This window comes from Paenibacillus sp. HWE-109 (assembly GCF_022163125.1).
GTDB lineage: Bacteria > Bacillota > Bacilli > Paenibacillales > NBRC-103111 > Paenibacillus_E.
In genome coordinates this window covers 6,101,031-6,117,468 of the sequence record NZ_CP091881.1, presented here as the reverse complement: position 1 = coordinate 6,117,468, position 16,438 = coordinate 6,101,031, and the positions used below count along the sequence as shown (strand labels likewise).

Below are 16,438 nucleotides of genomic sequence, written 5' to 3'. Positions count from 1 at the left end.
GACAATACATTTTGGCCGAAGGAGCCCCAATGATCGAGCTAGATATCAACGACATTTTGACGCATCTAGGAATCGACATAAATAAGTTCCTTGAAGAGGAGGGTGAGCATGAACTGCTACGAGTGCTCGAGGAAAGCGACACATGCGATTCACTTACACAAGTGGCGCGAGGTGTGTGAAATCCACCTGAAAGAGGCAGGAGAGGAAGAGTCGGACGGTGTGTGGGTCCGCACAATTGAAAATCATATGGAGGTAGTTAAACATGCCGGACAAAGTGAAGTTGCCTAGGAAAGTTGCGGAAGCAATCGATCAAATGAAGTATATGGGAGTTACGTCACTTATGGCTTGTATAGCGCGTTGGGAGGTAGATGAACCAGTTACAGGAGAACTTTGCACTATTCACGATTACTACCTAAAAAATCCTTACTTAATTGCTTGCGCATTGGTTAATGGATATGAAATAGAACCTCAGACGCCTGAAGAAATTATTCGCTTCAGATATGACGGCTACATTTCGAGTGATGATCGAAAATACCGTGGTATGGCTATAGGACTTAAAGAGGCTATTGATATTCTAGGAATTAAAATCGAGGGGGTAAACGCATGAAAGGTTTAACAATAAAAGCAATTCTCCGAAATCACAGTGATCCCGTAGATGTTACATCAATTGATTTTAAAACAGGCACATTTACTTGGGATTACAGAGGTCATCTGGAAAATGTTGAATCCATTGATGATGCGGAATTTATCGTTGAAGGAGCTGATACCAAATGAAAACAGACATGACCTTAGACGTTACAACCGGCTGCTTTGAAGCCAAAGTAGATCCCAAGACAACGTACACACCCGCATACCTGAAACTCACATCTGCAGGCTCGGAGATCGGCATACAAGCAACTGATGAGCAGCTAGAGGAGATTGCCTACGCCATACAACTTCACCTTAACCGCGGTCGTGTACATGAGTTTCCTGATCAGCAAATGATACTTAATGCGGAGTTACATACTGCAGTAGAGGAGAGGATCGCATGAGAAGGATTAGAAAGTCGCATGAATATCTTATATCTTACAAATCCGAAAAAAAGTGTTGGGCGGTCAATATTTGAATCCGAAGTCTTCTTGAGTAGTAGACGAGGAATCAGATGTGCAGAAAAATTCATAGAAGAAAATAAGAATCTTGAAATTGTCTCGATCCACAACATTCAATTACTTAGATCTAAGAGGAGTTGATAACATGAACGATACTAACTTAGCCTGGCTAAAACACTACTACCACACTGAATCAACGGATGAGCTGCGCCGCAAATTGGTGTTCGTTGAAAATGTCGCTGAGCAGCACATGTTGGAGACTGAGATCAAAAGACGGGAGGCCGAGGCGAATGGTCAAGCCAGTGAGTTACCTAGAACTAGCTAGGGAAGCAAAGTCGCGGAGTGACGAAAAAGGAGTATGGCGAGCATTTAAACAGCACGCAAGGATGATGAGAAAGAAAAAAGCCGCTGCGTCAACAGTAGCTCTAACGAAAATCAACCGCTAAGTTAAGTTTCTATTTCGATAATACCATAAAAACGGAGGTTTTAACATGGAAGCAGCGATAGATTTCTCCACATATATGCAACCAGTCAAGACGGAAAAATCCACGACAACCGAAATGATGGTCAGCCGCCAGGCGCAAGAAGTTCAGATGGCGATGTTTGTTGCAAAACAGTTTCCGCGGGATGAATTTACAGCGTTCAATCGGATTATGAAAGCCTGCGAACGCAAAATCTTGGCCGAGCAAGCATGTTACGAATTCCCGCGTGGTGGTCAAAAGGTTACTGGTCCGTCGATTCGGTTGGCTGAGGTTGTCGCACAAAACTGGGGAAACATCGACTTTGGAGTTATCGAGTTAGAACAAAAGCCCGGCGTATCTAAGGCTATGTCCTATGCATGGGACCTTGAAACGAATGTCCGGCAGACAAAAATATTTGATGTGAGACATGAACGCAAAGCTAAGGGATCAATTAGCAAACTCGATGATCCCCGTGACATCTACGAACTGGTAGCTAACAATGGAGCTCGCCGCTTAAGAGCATGTATCCTTGGTGTCATCCCAGGAGATGTAATTGACGCAGCTGTAGAAAAGTGCAAACAGACTATGGCTAGTGGTAACAAAGAACCTTTATCCGATCGTATCAGAACAATGATTGTTATGTTTGAAAAGGAGCACCAAGTAAATCAATCCATGCTAGAAAAGTTTATTGGATGCAAAGCAGATGCATTCAGCGAACAGGACCTTGTGAGGCTCAGAAACGTGTTTAAAACGCTTCGTGATGGCATGGGTAAACGAGAGGACTACTTCGAGATTAAAGGCGTTCAGAAGTCATCTGCGGAGTCTACAGGATCGAACATCATTGAAGGGTTCGACGAATATCTCAAGAAAACGGAGGGCAGTAACAATGCTGATCCTAACCAGTCAGAATTACCACTCTGATGAGGCTAATAAGCAGTACATGAGCAACAGCCAGTACAAGGACTTTCTGGCGTGTGAGTCCAAGGCGATGGCTAAGATAAACGGTTGGAAAGAGTCGGCTCCCTCAGTTTTCGGAGTTGGCTCCTATGTCCACGCGGCATTCGAAGGAACGTTGGATACTTACAAAATAGAGTATGCCACTGAGATTTTCAACGCAAAAGGGAAGCCATACGCAGATTATGCAAAGGCTGACGATATGATACGTGTTTTAAAGTCCGATCCGTTCTGTATGTTCATCCTTCAAGGCCAGAAAGAGGTCATCATGACCGCTGGATTCGCTGGGGCTGTATGGAAGATACGACTTGATTTATATGCACCAGAACGTAGCCTGTTCGCCGACATCAAGACTGTTAAGAGCATTCACGACAAGTATTGGGACAATGATCGCGGGTATGTCTCATTCGTTGAAGCTTACAAATATGATACTCAAATGGCTATATACGCAGAAATTGAGAAGCGATTCTCTAAACGGCAAAACTGGTACAAGCCGCTGATCGTGGCTGTTTCCAAAGAAGACGTTCCGGATAAAGAGGTAATTGGATTTGATGACAACGACATTGAACGAGAGCTAGAGACAATAGCAGGAAACATGCCTCGTATCATGTCGGTCAAAACCGGAATGGAAGAACCGAACCGCTGCGAGAAGTGCAGATTTTGCCGGGAATCAAAGCAGCTAAAAGGCATCACACATTACCTGGACCTACAGGTTGGGTAGTTACTGGAGGAAGCATGAACGCAAATTTCCAAAAGCAGCTAGAGATCACGAACCGGCTGTTTGCGATAGAAATAGAGCTATCTAGCGGCATAACGGACGAAGAATATGAGAAGTTGATGGATGAACACTTTGGCTTGAGATGTTTACTAGCGGGGCTAGAGGCAGGCAAAAACAATTATATTCCAGTACGCCATCCTGTTGCTGAGGGAGTTATGCCATGTTGGCTTTGTGAAAAGCATGCAACATTTTACGAGCATCCAATAGAGGGCGACGAAAATCATTACTATGCTGCATGTGATGAGCATTGGAAAGAACATGATGAAATGAATGAAGTATCAAAATGAATAGGGTGAAAACATGGGAAAGCAATATTATTTATCTGATATTGAAGTTAAAGTTCTGTATCAGGTCTTAATGACTGTCGATACGTTGGGTGCAAATAATGAAGAAGAAGAGGAAGCCGAGGTATTAAATAAGTTGGGTTCAAAGTTTCACCAATGGCATCAGGAAACAAAATGAATATCTAGTGTTCGTAAATAGAGAAGGAGTGGAGAGCCATAGAGGTTGTGCAGCCGATCAGAAGTGTAGAGAAGTTGGAGCAAATGAAGACGGTATTAAAGGGTTATTCGGATAGAGATTGGTTCCTCTTAGTTATGGGCATTAACGTAGGGCTGCGGATCGGTGACTTACTGAAGCTGCATGTCAAGGACGTCCGGAACAAATCACATATTCGAATCGTGGAAGGTAAGACGCAAAAGAAAAAGCGGTTCCCGATAAATTCTGATCTTCGTGAAATAATCAACGATTACACCAAAGGCATGCACGATAAAGATCCACTATTTAAAAGTTATCGCACCAAACAGAACATTGGCAGGGTGCAGGCTTACCGAATATTGAACAAAGCGGCGGCGGAAGTCGGACTTGTAGAAATCGGCACTCACACACTACGAAAGACGTTTGGATACCACTTCTACAAAAAGTACAAGGATGTAGCTTTGCTACAAGAGATCTTTAACCATTCAGCGCCGAGCATCACACTTAGATATATAGGCATTAATCAGGACATCATGGACGAGGCAATAGGCGGATTCCATCTGTGAGGTGAGAAATTGAAGCATATCGTAATGTATTCAGGTGGTTCTGGATCAAAGCAGGCTGCTAAGCGAGTTGCTAAAGAAAATGGCATAACCGAGTTGTTCCTTCTTTTCACTGATACCTTGGTAGAGGATCGAGACACTTATCGATATATGATCGAATCAGCACTGCATCTTTACGGAGTTCCAGCTGATTCTGAATTACTAATGATGGTCGAAGCTATACCGGACATAAAGTCAGAGGAAGACATTGAAGAACGGAAAAGGATTATGCCTTTGATCGCTAAAGCGACAATGGTGCAGGCACCTAATTTTATATGGCTTATTGATGGTCGCACACCTTGGGATGTATTTAAGGATAACCGTTGGATCGGAAACAGCAGGGTAGCACAATGTAGCCATGAGTTAAAACAAGCACTATCCGGTAGATATATCCGCGATAATTATAAGCCAGATGAAGTAATTCTTTATGTTGGCATCGATTGGTCAGAGGATCATCGGATGAAGGGCATTATAAAGCACTGGGCGCCTTACACGGTCGTTGCTCCACTCACTGAAGAACCTTATGTGACAAAGCATGAGATTCATCTTGAGGATCAACAGAACGGTACTAGAGTGCAGCGCATGTATCGAAAGGGATATGCACATGCGAATTGCGGTGGGTTTTGTGTAAGGGCAGGAAAGGGGCATTTCATTAACTTTCTTAAGGACAATCCTGATTACTACAAGTACAACGAAAAGAAAGAGAAAGACATGCAGGCTTACCTGGATCGTTCGGATGTCACAGTTCAATTTAATTCGATATTTTCTCATTATGAAATTAATGATGAAGGTAAAAAGTTAGCGAAATACAAGAAAATTCCTTACTCATTAGAACAGCTCAGAGATGATTGGGAGAATGGTTTAGGATTGCAGATAGACCTGGAAGATATAGGTGGTTGCGGATGTTTTGCCAGTTATGAGTGATGAACATTCGCTGAATACTAAAGGACATGGGGTGCTGAAATGATCAAGGTCAAAGGGGATGAACCTCTAATAAAGCAGGTTGTTTTGCCTAACGGCGATGCTGCTGTTGCGGACATACTAGCAGCTTTTGAAATGGGCAACAGGAAGTACATTGTTTGTTGGTTCCCTCTAGCACAGGAAGCCGAGAGCAAGGCTGTGCCATTCCGTTTTGAGGAGGTAAATGGATTTATCAGGCTATTCGAAATCGAGTCCGAAACTGAATTTTTTGCAGTGCATGAACGCTTTGAGAATATGAACACCGTTTGAATATTGAGATGTATGAGGAGGGTTTTCAAGTGGAAGTTGAAGCAAATTTATATGATTTCCTAAAGACAAATGAAACGCATTTATACACAAGTGAATTCGATAAAAACAAAACAGTTTACGCACTAGTTTTCATTCCATTTGATGAACTTTGTCGTTTTACTGGAATTGTTGGGAGTGGAGTATTCGATGAGGAAGGGTTAGAGGTAGTGATGAAAGAGACATATCTTGCCGTCACCTTAAACGACATTATAGAAAACCAAGGTCATTATATCTCAAGTTATAAAAATTGCTTCGACGAAGATGATTGGAATCACTATGAGGATAAAATCAAGGAAATGGAAGCATGAACACCTTGAATATTGATGATCTTAAGGTCTTCGTCATGATAACGGAGCGACTAACCATAACGAGCATGACCTCGAAATGGTAAACAGTAAGCATACGGCCGCAGGCCCCCGCTCGACAGCAATACCTAGGCGTCAGCCGGCAGCCGTATAGCATTTTAATTATTGAGGAGAGTGAATACCTATGACGGAAGAACAGATACAGAAGACGGAGTCTAAAATCCGAGAGATTGCGATAGGGATGAAAAATAATGTTATATCTAGTAATCCTAAGCGAGAAAAGAGCGGCAAGAAAATAATTGCCGTTGGTGCTAGGTTGGTCAGAAATATACTCATCTTAGTTAAGGAAATTCGCACACTCCAACAGCAAAATAAGCAGCTTATAGAGGGGCTAAAACGGATCTTAGAGCAGACGGAAGACGAAATAACGGCCCACTATGCACGTACGTTACTCCAACAAATACAAGGGAAGAAATGTCAAAGTTGCAATGGAACAGGGTTCACTGGATTTGCTAGAACCTTTGATGAAACATGTAGCTGTTGTTTTGGAACTGGAGAGATACAAGGGAATACCTGATCCGGCTAACGCTAACGCTGGGTGGTTCGGTCGGGATCGATGGCAGCTTTGCTGCAAAACACGAAGGAGTGAATACTGTGGAATTGAAAAATTGCCCATTTTGCGGAAGTAACGCAGAACGCAAGACAAATAAACGTTACCGAAAAGGGTATCTAGCAACTGTTGGATGTAAAAGTCAACTATGCCCTGCGAAGATATCACAAGCAACATTACACGGAGATGTAGAAGAGGCATACAAATTTGCAGAGAGTGTGTGGAATAAACGGACGGATCCTGTAATGGAAGGGAAGGATGGAGAATGAACTTCTGCGAATCACTATTCAAAGCCAACCTAAATCAATCCATCATATCTAACACGGGTAATAGCTACAACGTAAAAGACCTAACGCCATACTCCTGTGGTAAACACTGGTGCATTATGCCTTCCACGACGAGTATGACCAAGGCAGAACGTGAGGGGAAGTGGAGAGTGGAATGAACACAGAGCCAAACGAATCAGGAGAGTTGCAGTGTCTAAGCCCCTCAGAAGCCGCTGAGATCGATCAAGAAGCGAAGTGGATAGTCTGGTGGAGTTGGAACTATCCCGTGGCATACAGGTACGGAAAGAAGCTTCTCAAGTATGTTGGCATCATAAACTCATAACCCTACAAGACCCTACACGGACACCGCCTACGGCTAAGCCTATGCTGTCGGGCGGGGGCGGCAAGCCGCAAAAACAAAGGAGCATCGACATGGATGACTTTAAACAAATGATACAGGATATGAAACTAGCTAAGGACAAGCCAAGCGAAAATTGTTCAGACGGTAAAGTGCATGACTTCAAATTCATGATGCATACGGATGGTCGGGAATCATTTTCGAACTTCTTCAAATGCTCAAACTGCAAAGAGATCGTTGTTAAGAGACAGCAACGTACTGGAACAAACAAGGCACTATGGAGTTAAGTCAGTTGTTAGTTACTCAGTAAAGGAGGAATCAAGGTGGCAGCGGATATCAAGTGGATTAAGATCACAATAGATATGTTTGAAAACGAGAAAATCGAATATATCTTGAGCCTTGAAAATGGAGATGCAATTTTCTTGATATGGTTTCAACTATATTTAAAGGTTAAAAGAAAAGCGACAAATGTTTATACCACTTTTGCGAATCTAGATACGCCAATTGACGAAATACTTTCGATTGTAATTGGAGAATCAAAAGAAATGATATCGCTTGCCATCTCGGAGCTTACTAAGCTTGGAATGCTTGAGGTAAATAATAACGAAATTAAAGTAATTGCTCCATGGCTTTCAAACCAACATTACCGAACTACAGCAGAATACACCACTTGGAGAAGTCTTGTATTCGAAAGAGATGATTACACTTGCCAACATTGTAGGACAAAAGGGAATAAATTGAACGCACATCATATTAAATCATTTGCTGATTATAAAGAGCTCAGATTTGAAGTATCAAATGGATTGACTTTATGCGAGGAATGCCACAGTAAAGAGCACGTACGAATTAGGGAAGTCGGTGAATTATGGCAGACGTAAGATGGATTAAAATCTATACCGACATGATAAGCAACAAAAAAATTAAGCGGATACGCAAGCTTCCAGAGGGTAATAACATCGTATTAATATGGGTTTTTCTCTTAGCGCAAGCAGGGGAGTGCAACAAAAGCGGGGCTCTATATTTAACAGATGCAATAGCATTCAGACCCGAGGATTTGGCGATAGAATTTGATTTTGATGTATCTGTGATTAATCTTGCACTTATAACTCTTGAACGGTTTTCGATGATTGAGGTATTCGATGAAATTATCTATATCAAAAATTGGAATGAATATCAAAACATCGAGGGAATGGACAAAATAAGGGAACAAACAAGGCTTAGAAACATTAAATATCGAGAAAAACGCAAACAATTACTACTAAGTGACGTTAGCGTGACGTCACATGACGAAACAGAAGTAGATTTAGAACTAGAGAAAGAAAAAGATACTACTACTACAGCCGATGCATATACGAAAACGATCATCGATGTTCATACTGATGTGTTTGGAACGTTCAACATGACTGGACACATGACAAAATTCGTGACTGACCTATTAAAACTTGGTTACACCGAGATATTCATTCAAGAATTGATGTTGGAAGCTGGCGAAAGCAGCCGAGGCGTGCCAAGTATGAATTATCTAAAATCAATTTCTGATCGCTGGATTAAAGAAGGCATATACACCAGGGCGGAATCCAAAAGACGCCATGATGAGGAAAGAAAAAAGGTTGTGTCCATTCAAACCAAGCAGCAGCCTGTAGCTGCTCCAAAAGAATTTATTCCTGATGCTGATTTAATGGCGAGAGTGAGGGCGGCCAACGGAGATGTTTGATACAGAAATTATTGAGTCTCAGGTACTGGGTACGTTATTGCTTGATCCAACACTGGTGAGGGACACAGTAACGGTCACGAATGCAGACATGTTCATGAGTGCCATGCACAAAAACATATTCGTCATGCTGCAGAAGCTAAACGACCGGAACATAGAAGCAACCTTAAACAACGTAGCGATCCACTTTAGCAATCAAATTCACAAAGTTGGTGGAATCGGATACCTATCAGAAATGATGGGTTCCGTACCATCGGTGAACCAATTCAACTACACGTTGAGTAAATTCCTAGAGTTTGATGCCCGTCGCAAGTTCAATCACCTGCTTGAAACATACAAAGGTATTGTGAGTGATCCGGTTGAAACGGACTTCGAGGAAATTTTGAATGAGTTTGAACAGAAGGCGCTGGCGATCCGGCCGAAATCGCTGGAAAAAGAGAGTAGAATCGACGGACTGGTGGACTGGTACGAGGATTTGGAGCTCAAGATGGCCGATCCCACTCGAGCATATGGCATGATGACTGGTTACACTGGGCTAGATGCACTCACACTTGGCTTTCAACGCGCTGACTTCTTTGTACTCGGAGCTCGGACGAGTATGGGAAAATCAGCTGTCGCCAATGAGCTCGCAGGTAATGCAGCAAAGAAAGGGCTAAAGGTTGCTATGTTCAGCCTGGAAATGAACAAAGGGCAGATATACAACCGGTTCGTAGCAAGCATGTGTCAGATTCCGCTACAAGATTTGCGGACAGGTAGGGTGCCACTGGAAAAACGAGACAACATCGGCATAGCAATGGGCATTATTTCCGGAATTACTATCAATGATCAACGAGGCGTCACCGCTGATTATATAGCAAGCGAGATGCGGCGAATGAAGCGTCAAGAAGGATTGGACATGGTCATCATCGACTATCTTCAAGAAATCATGGAGCCCTCTGAAAAGAACGACAATACCGGATCCGCACTGCACCGTGTGTGCCAAAAGATCCGAATTGCGGCTAAAGAGTGTGACTGCTTCGTACTTGGACTGTCGCAGCTCAAGCAGGACATTGACGCAAGGCAGCAGAAACGGCCAATCATATCCGACTTAACAGGTAGCGCAGCAATTGCAGCTGTAGCAGATGGCATAATACTTCTTTATCGCGATGAATACTACAACCCCGATACCGCAGAACCAGGAATACTTGAGGTCAATCTAGCTAAACAGCGGAACGGACCGACCGGACTGGTGAAGCTGAAATACGACAAAGTGTATCAAACAATCACAAATAACTATTTCTAGGAGTGGTGAAATGGACGCGTTGTTAAAGACGTTCGCACACATCGAGGAAATGATGCAACAAGAGACGGACCCGTTGAAACGGTGGAAACACAGGATGGTACTGTCTGAAATGATCAGAAAATTCGAACTATTGGGGAGGAATTAACTTGAAAAAGAAACCAGTATACCGCTACAGCATGCCAAAAGGGATTGAAACCAAGGGAACAGCGAATGGCGAGGTAACTAGTTCATTCATGAATCCCATAGAGTTAGCGGAATGGAAGCGCGGATTACCAGCAAGACCAGACCATGCGCTGGAGAAGATATTGAACCGATCGTACAAAGGAGGTCCGGACATCGCATGAAATGGGCCGTCTACTACAAGTCACGCAGACTCACGCCGCCAGTACCAGACAGAGACGTGGCAGAGCAACATTTGAAGAAGCTCAAGTACACATTCGCGAATATTGATGTGAAAGAGGTGATGTGATGAAAATTGTAATCCCAGGCACGGCACCTAGTGTTAATCACATGTACGAGAACAGAGCGATACGCTACACCAACAAAAAAGGTCAAGCTGCCATGCGGAGAATTAAAGTCCTTTCGAGGGATGCTGAGCATTATCAAAACTTGGCTATATTGCTAGCGAAAGCATGGCGGACTAAAAACAAATGGAAGCCGCCGGACGGCAAAGTGATCGTTAATCTCTGGTACTTCTGGCCGGACAATAAAAAGCGAGACACGCACAATACGTTAAAGTTGCTTCTTGATTGTCTGGAGGCAGCGCAGATCTATACAAATGATCGTTACGCGTTACCACGCATTATGGATTACGAAGTGGACAAGAAGAATCCAAGAGTGGAAATAGAGATCGTGGAGGTCATATCATGAACCAAACATACATCAGTACCGTTCAGAGCGTCTCAGGACGTCATACAGGAGTGTTTATAGTATCCGACGACCCAAATATCATCCGAGAATCCATGAAGCTCACAGATGCCTTTAAATCGGTCGTAGGGGGTGGTAGAAATGAACATACCAGCACTAGCAAAGATTCAAGATCCAATTGCTAAGGCGATCATAATTGATTTAACACAGCGCTTGGAGAAATTGGAGCAGAAACAGCAGTCGACTCCTGCGATCGGATTCCACCAAAATGCGAGCACGTCGAGTGTCGATATCGCGTTCCCGAATAGGCGTAAAGCAGTCGGTGACTAGAATACTAAATGTTGAGTAAATGAGAGAAAAAGTATCAATATATCGTGTTAATACGAGTAAAAGTGTGCTATAATTAGTCTAATAAGGTAATTTGGACGAATTTAATCTCAGGAGGATGAATACATGAATTTACGGGATCAACTTACAAGCGTTCAGAACCAACTTGCGGAGGAAAAAAGCAAGGCTGTCGATAAGAATTTGGAGCTCATTTCGTCACTGGAGAAGCAAGAGGAAAAGTTGCTGCATGACATCATGATCGAGGAAGATAATCTTAAATCAGCACAGATCCAACAACAAAATGCAACCATTGACGCATCGAACATTGCAATTCCTCGTCAGTATGATTTCAACGTTGACTATAATGATATTTATGGGACACAAATTTTAAACGATCGCATTCAAGGTCATCTCGATGATTTGAGAGAGCAGCTCCACAATTACTACATGGGACTACAGGAAGAAAGAGATTGTCAAATCCGTGAATTACGCAAGGATGTTGATGACGCCACTGAACAAAACAAAGAATTAATCAAAGCCAAAGGGCAGGCTGAAATTGAACGTAATGATTTTGCAAAGCGATTCGAGAACGCTGGAGAGCTGATTAAGGAACTACAAGCCGAAGTCGCTCGCTTGAAAGAGCGCGAGATGGAATTGATCGAAACTGCTAACAAAGCACCGCTGCTATATCCGCATAAAGTTATTGATATCGGAGCGAGCAACCTGGATGCAGGTGACGCAATTCGTGAAGAACGCGCGAAGGAGCTCGCATTAAAACCTAAAGTATGGAATCTAGAGTGGGTTGATGAGCTCAAGAAAACCGAGTACAAAGGTGTGGGTGAAGACGGAACTGAACTGATCATCAAAAGGCTAGAGCTTGGCAGATACAACGTTCAGGTGGGACCCCGGCCTGAGCAAGTTGTTACCGAAGTGGTTGTTGCGGATTCTCAAGATAGCGTAACACCGGAGGAAACTTTTCCGACAGTTCCCAGTGCCGAAGCACCAATCATTTCAGGAGAAATTCCGTTGGTTGTTCCAACACCAGAATCTAGTGGACAAGGCCAAACGGTTGAAGAAAGACTCAGCGCGTTAGAGGCTCATGTGTTTGGATATGTGAAAGGTAAGGTGGCGTAATGGAAGAAAACGCGATCTGGACACGGATTAGTAAAGTTGACTTGGAGAAAGATCCTGTATTATTAGACGAGGTTAAGAGTCTAGCTAAGACTCACCTTGAAGCAACTGTGGGGCATCCTTTGGACGAAGTAGAATACACACTTACGGATTATGACGAAGACACTATGAGGTTAGATTGCAAAGTAAAAGAAAAGCTGGCGTCCTAGTGGGCGCCTGTATATAAGGGGATGAGACAATGTTTCAAATCATAGAATTCATCTTCTCTAGCTTTTGGAGATGGCTTGGAATGTTTATGTATTTGGGTGTAATATTCGGGAGCATCACCGGAGTGCGGATATACAACAAAAAGACCTAAATTGGCCGAAGGGCATCGAATCGACCGAATAACCCCAGTGGAACGTGGGCCGTATCGAGGTATTTTAGGATAAGGGAGTAACACTATGAATAGAGCAACAAACATATACATCGTGGACCCTCCTGGCAGCACAGGTCAATTATGCGCTTGTGGTAAGCAGGCTATGTTCCTGTTAGGAATACATGAACACAAGATCCATATATGCGAAGTGTGTGTCGGAGAAGTGGCCAAAAGAATCATTGATGGACTAACTTAGGTGAGTGAGGGGAATGTAATGAGTAAGTATCATGCAGATCAAGAAAGAAAGCTTGAGCGGTTAAACGAGATTGCACTACATGACACTACTGTAAATGCATTGATGAACATATATAAAGCAGGCGATGTATCTTTTGAATATGTACTAATCTCTATGGTGGAAGTACTCTATCATGAAAAGAAGAGGATACATGAACAGTTGATGAAATACGCTCATAGATACGGGGTGATGGACGAATGAGCAAGGTAACCGAGATGCTGAAGAAATACCAGTCGTATAAGTTTGCGGTAAACGTGTACGAGAAGCATAAACCAGTTCCAACAGCTGGAATTTCCAATTATAGTGGTATGCCAGGAGGATCAGGAGCACCGGAACGATTCTTCGCTCTTGTGGGCAAGCCTGCTGATATGGGTGTGACGAGTATGAAGGACAAAATTGATTATATGCGATATAAAGCTGCTGTCGTCGAGATTGAGGGAGCTATCGGAATTCTCTCAGACGAGCAACAGTCGGTAATTAAACTCAAGTGGATGCATGATATGACGCTTAAACAGATCGCTGAGCGCAAGGGATATAGCATTGACACCATCAAAAAGGCTCACCGAATGGCACTGAAATATTTGACGGATGCGCTAAGATTCACGCAAATGCCAGAGATCGAGTCACATGAAATGGGCAAAGTTAGCACTTTTTAGCATCTTTTTCTCACCCTTACCTGTAGTATAGTAATAGTATCGAGAGAATGTTGCTAACGTAATGATAGCTATGTGCGCAGTCGTGCGTTACAACTCTCTTGTTATACTCCATATGGTGTAACCGTAGCACAGTGGATAAATCCGCGGGAGTGGGTTCAATTCCTGCGTGGAGGGTAAATAACAGATTGATTCGCCGCTTACGGTTGAAGTGGCATAACGAGGGTACATCGTAATAGTGAAAAACCGTATAAGGAAGTGAGTACCATGATAGACGCACTCAATGCGCTATGTTGGTTCTCGGTTCCTTTTTTCGTATGGTGGCATTGGTTCTGGAGCGTTTATTACAGGGATGAGGATGGTGAATGATATGGCTACAGGAGTTAGCATTGACGACAATACCAAAGAGCAGATAAAAGGGTTGCTGGCAACCGGTATGGCGAAAAATGCGGTAGCCAAACAAATAGGTGTATCATGGGCGACTGTAGACAAGGTGAGCAAGGAAGAACCAGACAACCTTGAGAGTTTGCGAGAACATAAAAGAACGCAGTTTATTGACCGTTTATGGAACAGCATGGATTTGGCTTTAGGATTGGCGGATAAGAAGATTCAATTAGCTCTTGAAGCGTCTGACAAGCTTGATGAATTATCCGATGCTATTGGAGATTCTGAGTTGGATTTCAAGAAAGCTCAGGAGTTGCAAAATGCAATTACTAATCTTTCGACTGTTCCGCTAGGACAGATATCTACCTTCATAGGGACTATGTATGATAAGCACGCACTCATGACTGGTGGAAAGACTGGTCAACTCGGCGTGAGTGGTGGACTCGACAACACTACACAAGACATAACTGGACTATCTCCAGACGAACGGAGGGCGAGGATAGATGAGCTTAACCGCCGCCGAGGAAATGGAACTCATAGCGCTTCTTGAGATCGAGGAGAAGCATAACGCAGCGAATGATTACTACGAGTATGTGAAGTATACACATGGCTCGATGTATGGATATACAAGGCATGGTGAATATATATGCCGATTGTTGGATGATGCAGTGAATAGGCGCAAACGCATGCTATCCGAACAGATACCGGTGAAGACACAATACTTCATGTTATCGGTACCACCACAGCATGGTAAGTCAATGCACATTACTGAGACGTTCCCCAGCTATTTCCTTGGACACTTCCCCAATGAGGGAGTGATCGAGGTGAGTTACAATAGCGGATTTGCCGAGAAGTTCGGCAGCAAAAATAAAGACAAGGTTGAGGAGTACGGTAAAGACTTATTCGGCATTAATGTAGCTGCTGACACTAGGGCTAAAGACGAATGGTCAGTGTCCATTGATGGCAAGAAGACGCGAGGTGGCATGATCTCCAGAGGGATTATGTCCGGTATAACAGGTTCATCCTGGGGCGATTGTGTTATCATCGATGACCCCATCAAAAACCGCGAGGAAGCAAACAGTGAGACGTACCGTAACAAGATGTTTGAGGAGTGGAAAGATTCTATATCTACTCGCATCCATCCTGGGGCGATTGTCATATTGATTAATACTCGCTGGCACGAGGATGACTTATGGGGCCGGCTTCTCGATCCGATGCATGGGAAGCCGCTGCCGTGGGTAGTCACTAACTTACCGCTTGAGTGCGATGAGACGCATATCGAGAAGGAAGGGAATCCACTTGCCAGAGAGCTTGGTGAACCGCTATGGCCTGATCGGTATGGTCACGAGTTTATTGAGGAACGCAAAGCTTACCCGACATCATTCAACGCTTTGTTTCAAGGCAGGCCAACAAGCCAAGAAGGAAATATGCTCAAGCGTGATTGGTGGAAGTACTACGATGCTACGCCGCCAGTTGCTTCTAAACTAATCAGTATTGACGCAACGTTTAAGGATGAAAAGGAAAGTGATTACGTAGTTATTCAAGTTTGGGGCAAGAATCGTGCTGACATGTATCTACTGGATCAGGTGAGAGCGAAGATGAATTTCCCTGCTACGGTGCAGACGATCCGAAATGTGGTCAAGAAGCATCCAGACGCATCTTGGAAGCTAGTAGAGGATAAAGCGAATGGATCTGCGATCATAGCAACGTTGCAACGAGAGATACCAGGGATCATCGGTATCAACCCTGAGGGTGGTAAAGTATCGCGGGTGAATGCGGTATCAGCTTATATCGAGTCTGGTAATACGTTCTTACCACGTAATGCCGAGTGGGTTCATGACTTTGTAGAAGAGGCAGCAAGCTTCCCAAATGGTAAAAATGATGATCAAGTCGATGCGATGAGCCAAGCGCTCCATCGTTTTATTTATTTTAGCGGTGATTTCCCTGAAAAAGAGGCTAAACCATTGCCGTTTGCATTCAGATCTGATGAACCAAGCGAAGGAGGTTTCATGAATTGGTAAACGTCATACTAGCTTTATGCATCCCCCTTACCGCTGTGGTAATGGGTTATTTCACGTTAAAGGCCGTGCAACTCGGGTTACGATGGCAGATTGAGACGAAGCAACAGCAGTTGCCAACGATGGAGCAGCCGAAAATCAATCCATTTGAGAGCGCACCTAAACAGCCGATTACATTGGATAGCAGCATTTTAGATGAATGGGTCAATGGTCCTAAGCCAGAAAGTAGGTGAGTAAGTGGACG

29 protein-coding genes are annotated in these 16,438 nt (G+C 43.6%); all 29 read left to right on the top strand.

All coding sequences use genetic code 11. The features are described from left to right. The first annotated feature begins 108 nt into the window (after positions 1-108). Positions 109-288, top strand: coding sequence for a hypothetical protein (locus LOZ80_RS26115; RefSeq protein WP_238167410.1), 180 nt, complete (start codon positions 109-111; stop codon positions 286-288). Next, positions 263-607, top strand: coding sequence for a DUF1642 domain-containing protein (locus LOZ80_RS26110; RefSeq protein ID WP_238167409.1), 345 nt, complete (start codon positions 263-265; stop codon positions 605-607). The genes LOZ80_RS26115 and LOZ80_RS26110 overlap by 26 nt, the downstream gene beginning before the upstream one ends. Further along, the gene (locus tag LOZ80_RS26105; RefSeq protein WP_238167408.1) at positions 604-774 is read left to right on the top strand and encodes a hypothetical protein; all 171 of its coding nucleotides are present in this window, start codon (positions 604-606) and stop codon (positions 772-774) included. The genes LOZ80_RS26110 and LOZ80_RS26105 overlap by 4 nt, the downstream gene beginning before the upstream one ends. Beyond that, a complete protein-coding gene (locus tag LOZ80_RS26100; RefSeq protein WP_238167407.1) occupies positions 771-1,031 on the top strand; it encodes a hypothetical protein in 261 nt (86 codons plus the stop codon). The genes LOZ80_RS26105 and LOZ80_RS26100 overlap by 4 nt, the downstream gene beginning before the upstream one ends. Before the next feature lie 202 nt (positions 1,032-1,233). Beyond that, a complete protein-coding gene (locus tag LOZ80_RS26095) occupies positions 1,234-1,413 on the top strand; it encodes a hypothetical protein (RefSeq protein ID WP_238167406.1) in 180 nt (59 codons plus the stop codon). Positions 1,414-1,579: 166 nt separating this feature from the next. Further along, positions 1,580-2,470 (top strand): hypothetical protein, encoded by an 891-nt coding sequence (locus LOZ80_RS26090; RefSeq protein ID WP_238167405.1) that lies wholly within the window; start codon positions 1,580-1,582, stop codon positions 2,468-2,470. Continuing rightward, positions 2,436-3,224 carry a PD-(D/E)XK nuclease-like domain-containing protein gene (locus tag LOZ80_RS26085; protein WP_238167404.1) on the top strand — a complete coding sequence of 263 codons (789 nt, stop codon included), beginning with the start codon at positions 2,436-2,438 and terminating at the stop codon, positions 3,222-3,224. The genes LOZ80_RS26090 and LOZ80_RS26085 overlap by 35 nt, the downstream gene beginning before the upstream one ends. A 14-nt stretch (positions 3,225-3,238) precedes the next feature. Beyond that, a complete protein-coding gene (locus LOZ80_RS26080; RefSeq protein WP_238167403.1) occupies positions 3,239-3,568 on the top strand; it encodes a hypothetical protein in 330 nt (109 codons plus the stop codon). Positions 3,569-3,581: 13 nt separating this feature from the next. Then, positions 3,582-3,743, top strand: coding sequence for a hypothetical protein (locus tag LOZ80_RS26075; RefSeq protein WP_238167402.1), 162 nt, complete (start codon positions 3,582-3,584; stop codon positions 3,741-3,743). Positions 3,744-3,781: 38 nt separating this feature from the next. Further along, positions 3,782-4,324, top strand: a complete 543-nt coding sequence (locus tag LOZ80_RS26070) for a site-specific integrase (protein WP_238173119.1) — start codon at positions 3,782-3,784, stop codon at positions 4,322-4,324. Positions 4,325-4,333: 9 nt separating this feature from the next. Beyond that, the gene (locus tag LOZ80_RS26065; protein WP_238167401.1) at positions 4,334-5,284 is read left to right on the top strand and encodes a hypothetical protein; all 951 of its coding nucleotides are present in this window, start codon (positions 4,334-4,336) and stop codon (positions 5,282-5,284) included. A gap of 39 nt (positions 5,285-5,323) precedes the next feature. Continuing rightward, positions 5,324-5,590, top strand: a complete 267-nt coding sequence (locus tag LOZ80_RS26060; protein WP_238167400.1) for a DUF1292 domain-containing protein — start codon at positions 5,324-5,326, stop codon at positions 5,588-5,590. Positions 5,591-5,619: 29 nt separating this feature from the next. After that, complete coding sequence (locus LOZ80_RS26055; RefSeq protein WP_238167399.1) at positions 5,620-5,937, top strand: hypothetical protein; 318 nt, start codon at positions 5,620-5,622, stop codon at positions 5,935-5,937. 181 nt (positions 5,938-6,118) lie between these two features. Beyond that, complete coding sequence (locus LOZ80_RS26050) at positions 6,119-6,511, top strand: hypothetical protein (protein WP_238167398.1); 393 nt, start codon at positions 6,119-6,121, stop codon at positions 6,509-6,511. A gap of 68 nt (positions 6,512-6,579) precedes the next feature. Further along, the gene (locus tag LOZ80_RS39575; RefSeq protein WP_443147083.1) at positions 6,580-6,813 is read left to right on the top strand and encodes a Lar family restriction alleviation protein; all 234 of its coding nucleotides are present in this window, start codon (positions 6,580-6,582) and stop codon (positions 6,811-6,813) included. Between the two features lie 678 nt (positions 6,814-7,491). Continuing rightward, the gene (locus LOZ80_RS26045; RefSeq protein WP_238167397.1) at positions 7,492-8,046 is read left to right on the top strand and encodes a phage replisome organizer N-terminal domain-containing protein; all 555 of its coding nucleotides are present in this window, start codon (positions 7,492-7,494) and stop codon (positions 8,044-8,046) included. Further along, on the top strand, positions 8,034-8,882 hold the full coding sequence (locus LOZ80_RS26040) for a phage replisome organizer N-terminal domain-containing protein (protein ID WP_238167396.1): 849 nt from the start codon (positions 8,034-8,036) through the stop codon (positions 8,880-8,882). The genes LOZ80_RS26045 and LOZ80_RS26040 overlap by 13 nt, the downstream gene beginning before the upstream one ends. Next, entirely contained in the window at positions 8,875-10,161 is a 1,287-nt protein-coding gene (locus tag LOZ80_RS26035; RefSeq protein WP_238167395.1) for a replicative DNA helicase, read from the top strand. The genes LOZ80_RS26040 and LOZ80_RS26035 overlap by 8 nt, the downstream gene beginning before the upstream one ends. Positions 10,162-10,307: 146 nt before the next feature. After that, positions 10,308-10,505, top strand: a complete 198-nt coding sequence (locus LOZ80_RS26030; protein WP_238167394.1) for a hypothetical protein — start codon at positions 10,308-10,310, stop codon at positions 10,503-10,505. Further along, positions 10,502-10,630: a hypothetical protein gene (locus LOZ80_RS39220; protein ID WP_283214703.1), complete on the top strand. Its 129-nt coding sequence runs from the start codon at positions 10,502-10,504 to the stop codon at positions 10,628-10,630. The genes LOZ80_RS26030 and LOZ80_RS39220 overlap by 4 nt, the downstream gene beginning before the upstream one ends. After that, a complete protein-coding gene (locus LOZ80_RS26025; protein WP_238167393.1) occupies positions 10,630-11,031 on the top strand; it encodes a RusA family crossover junction endodeoxyribonuclease in 402 nt (133 codons plus the stop codon). The genes LOZ80_RS39220 and LOZ80_RS26025 overlap by 1 nt, the downstream gene beginning before the upstream one ends. 138 nt (positions 11,032-11,169) lie before the next feature. Then, positions 11,170-11,358 carry a hypothetical protein gene (locus tag LOZ80_RS26020; RefSeq protein WP_238167392.1) on the top strand — a complete coding sequence of 63 codons (189 nt, stop codon included), beginning with the start codon at positions 11,170-11,172 and terminating at the stop codon, positions 11,356-11,358. A gap of 123 nt (positions 11,359-11,481) precedes the next feature. Then, positions 11,482-12,489 (top strand): hypothetical protein, encoded by a 1,008-nt coding sequence (locus LOZ80_RS26015; protein ID WP_238167391.1) that lies wholly within the window; start codon positions 11,482-11,484, stop codon positions 12,487-12,489. Further along, positions 12,489-12,695: a hypothetical protein gene (locus LOZ80_RS26010; protein WP_238167390.1), complete on the top strand. Its 207-nt coding sequence runs from the start codon at positions 12,489-12,491 to the stop codon at positions 12,693-12,695. The genes LOZ80_RS26015 and LOZ80_RS26010 overlap by 1 nt, the downstream gene beginning before the upstream one ends. Positions 12,696-13,118: 423 nt before the next feature. Further along, positions 13,119-13,340: a hypothetical protein gene (locus tag LOZ80_RS26005; RefSeq protein WP_238167389.1), complete on the top strand. Its 222-nt coding sequence runs from the start codon at positions 13,119-13,121 to the stop codon at positions 13,338-13,340. Further along, positions 13,337-13,795, top strand: coding sequence for a sigma-70 family RNA polymerase sigma factor (locus tag LOZ80_RS26000; RefSeq protein WP_238167388.1), 459 nt, complete (start codon positions 13,337-13,339; stop codon positions 13,793-13,795). Before LOZ80_RS26005 ends, LOZ80_RS26000 begins: the two co-directional genes overlap by 4 nt. 367 nt (positions 13,796-14,162) lie before the next feature. Further along, positions 14,163-14,726: a hypothetical protein gene (locus LOZ80_RS25995; RefSeq protein ID WP_238167387.1), complete on the top strand. Its 564-nt coding sequence runs from the start codon at positions 14,163-14,165 to the stop codon at positions 14,724-14,726. Continuing rightward, the gene (gene terL, locus LOZ80_RS25990) at positions 14,680-16,197 is read left to right on the top strand and encodes a phage terminase large subunit (RefSeq protein ID WP_238167386.1); all 1,518 of its coding nucleotides are present in this window, start codon (positions 14,680-14,682) and stop codon (positions 16,195-16,197) included. Before LOZ80_RS25995 ends, terL begins: the two co-directional genes overlap by 47 nt. Further along, the gene (locus LOZ80_RS25985) at positions 16,191-16,427 is read left to right on the top strand and encodes a hypothetical protein (RefSeq protein WP_238167385.1); all 237 of its coding nucleotides are present in this window, start codon (positions 16,191-16,193) and stop codon (positions 16,425-16,427) included. The genes terL and LOZ80_RS25985 overlap by 7 nt, the downstream gene beginning before the upstream one ends. The last annotated feature ends 11 nt before the right edge of the window (positions 16,428-16,438 follow it).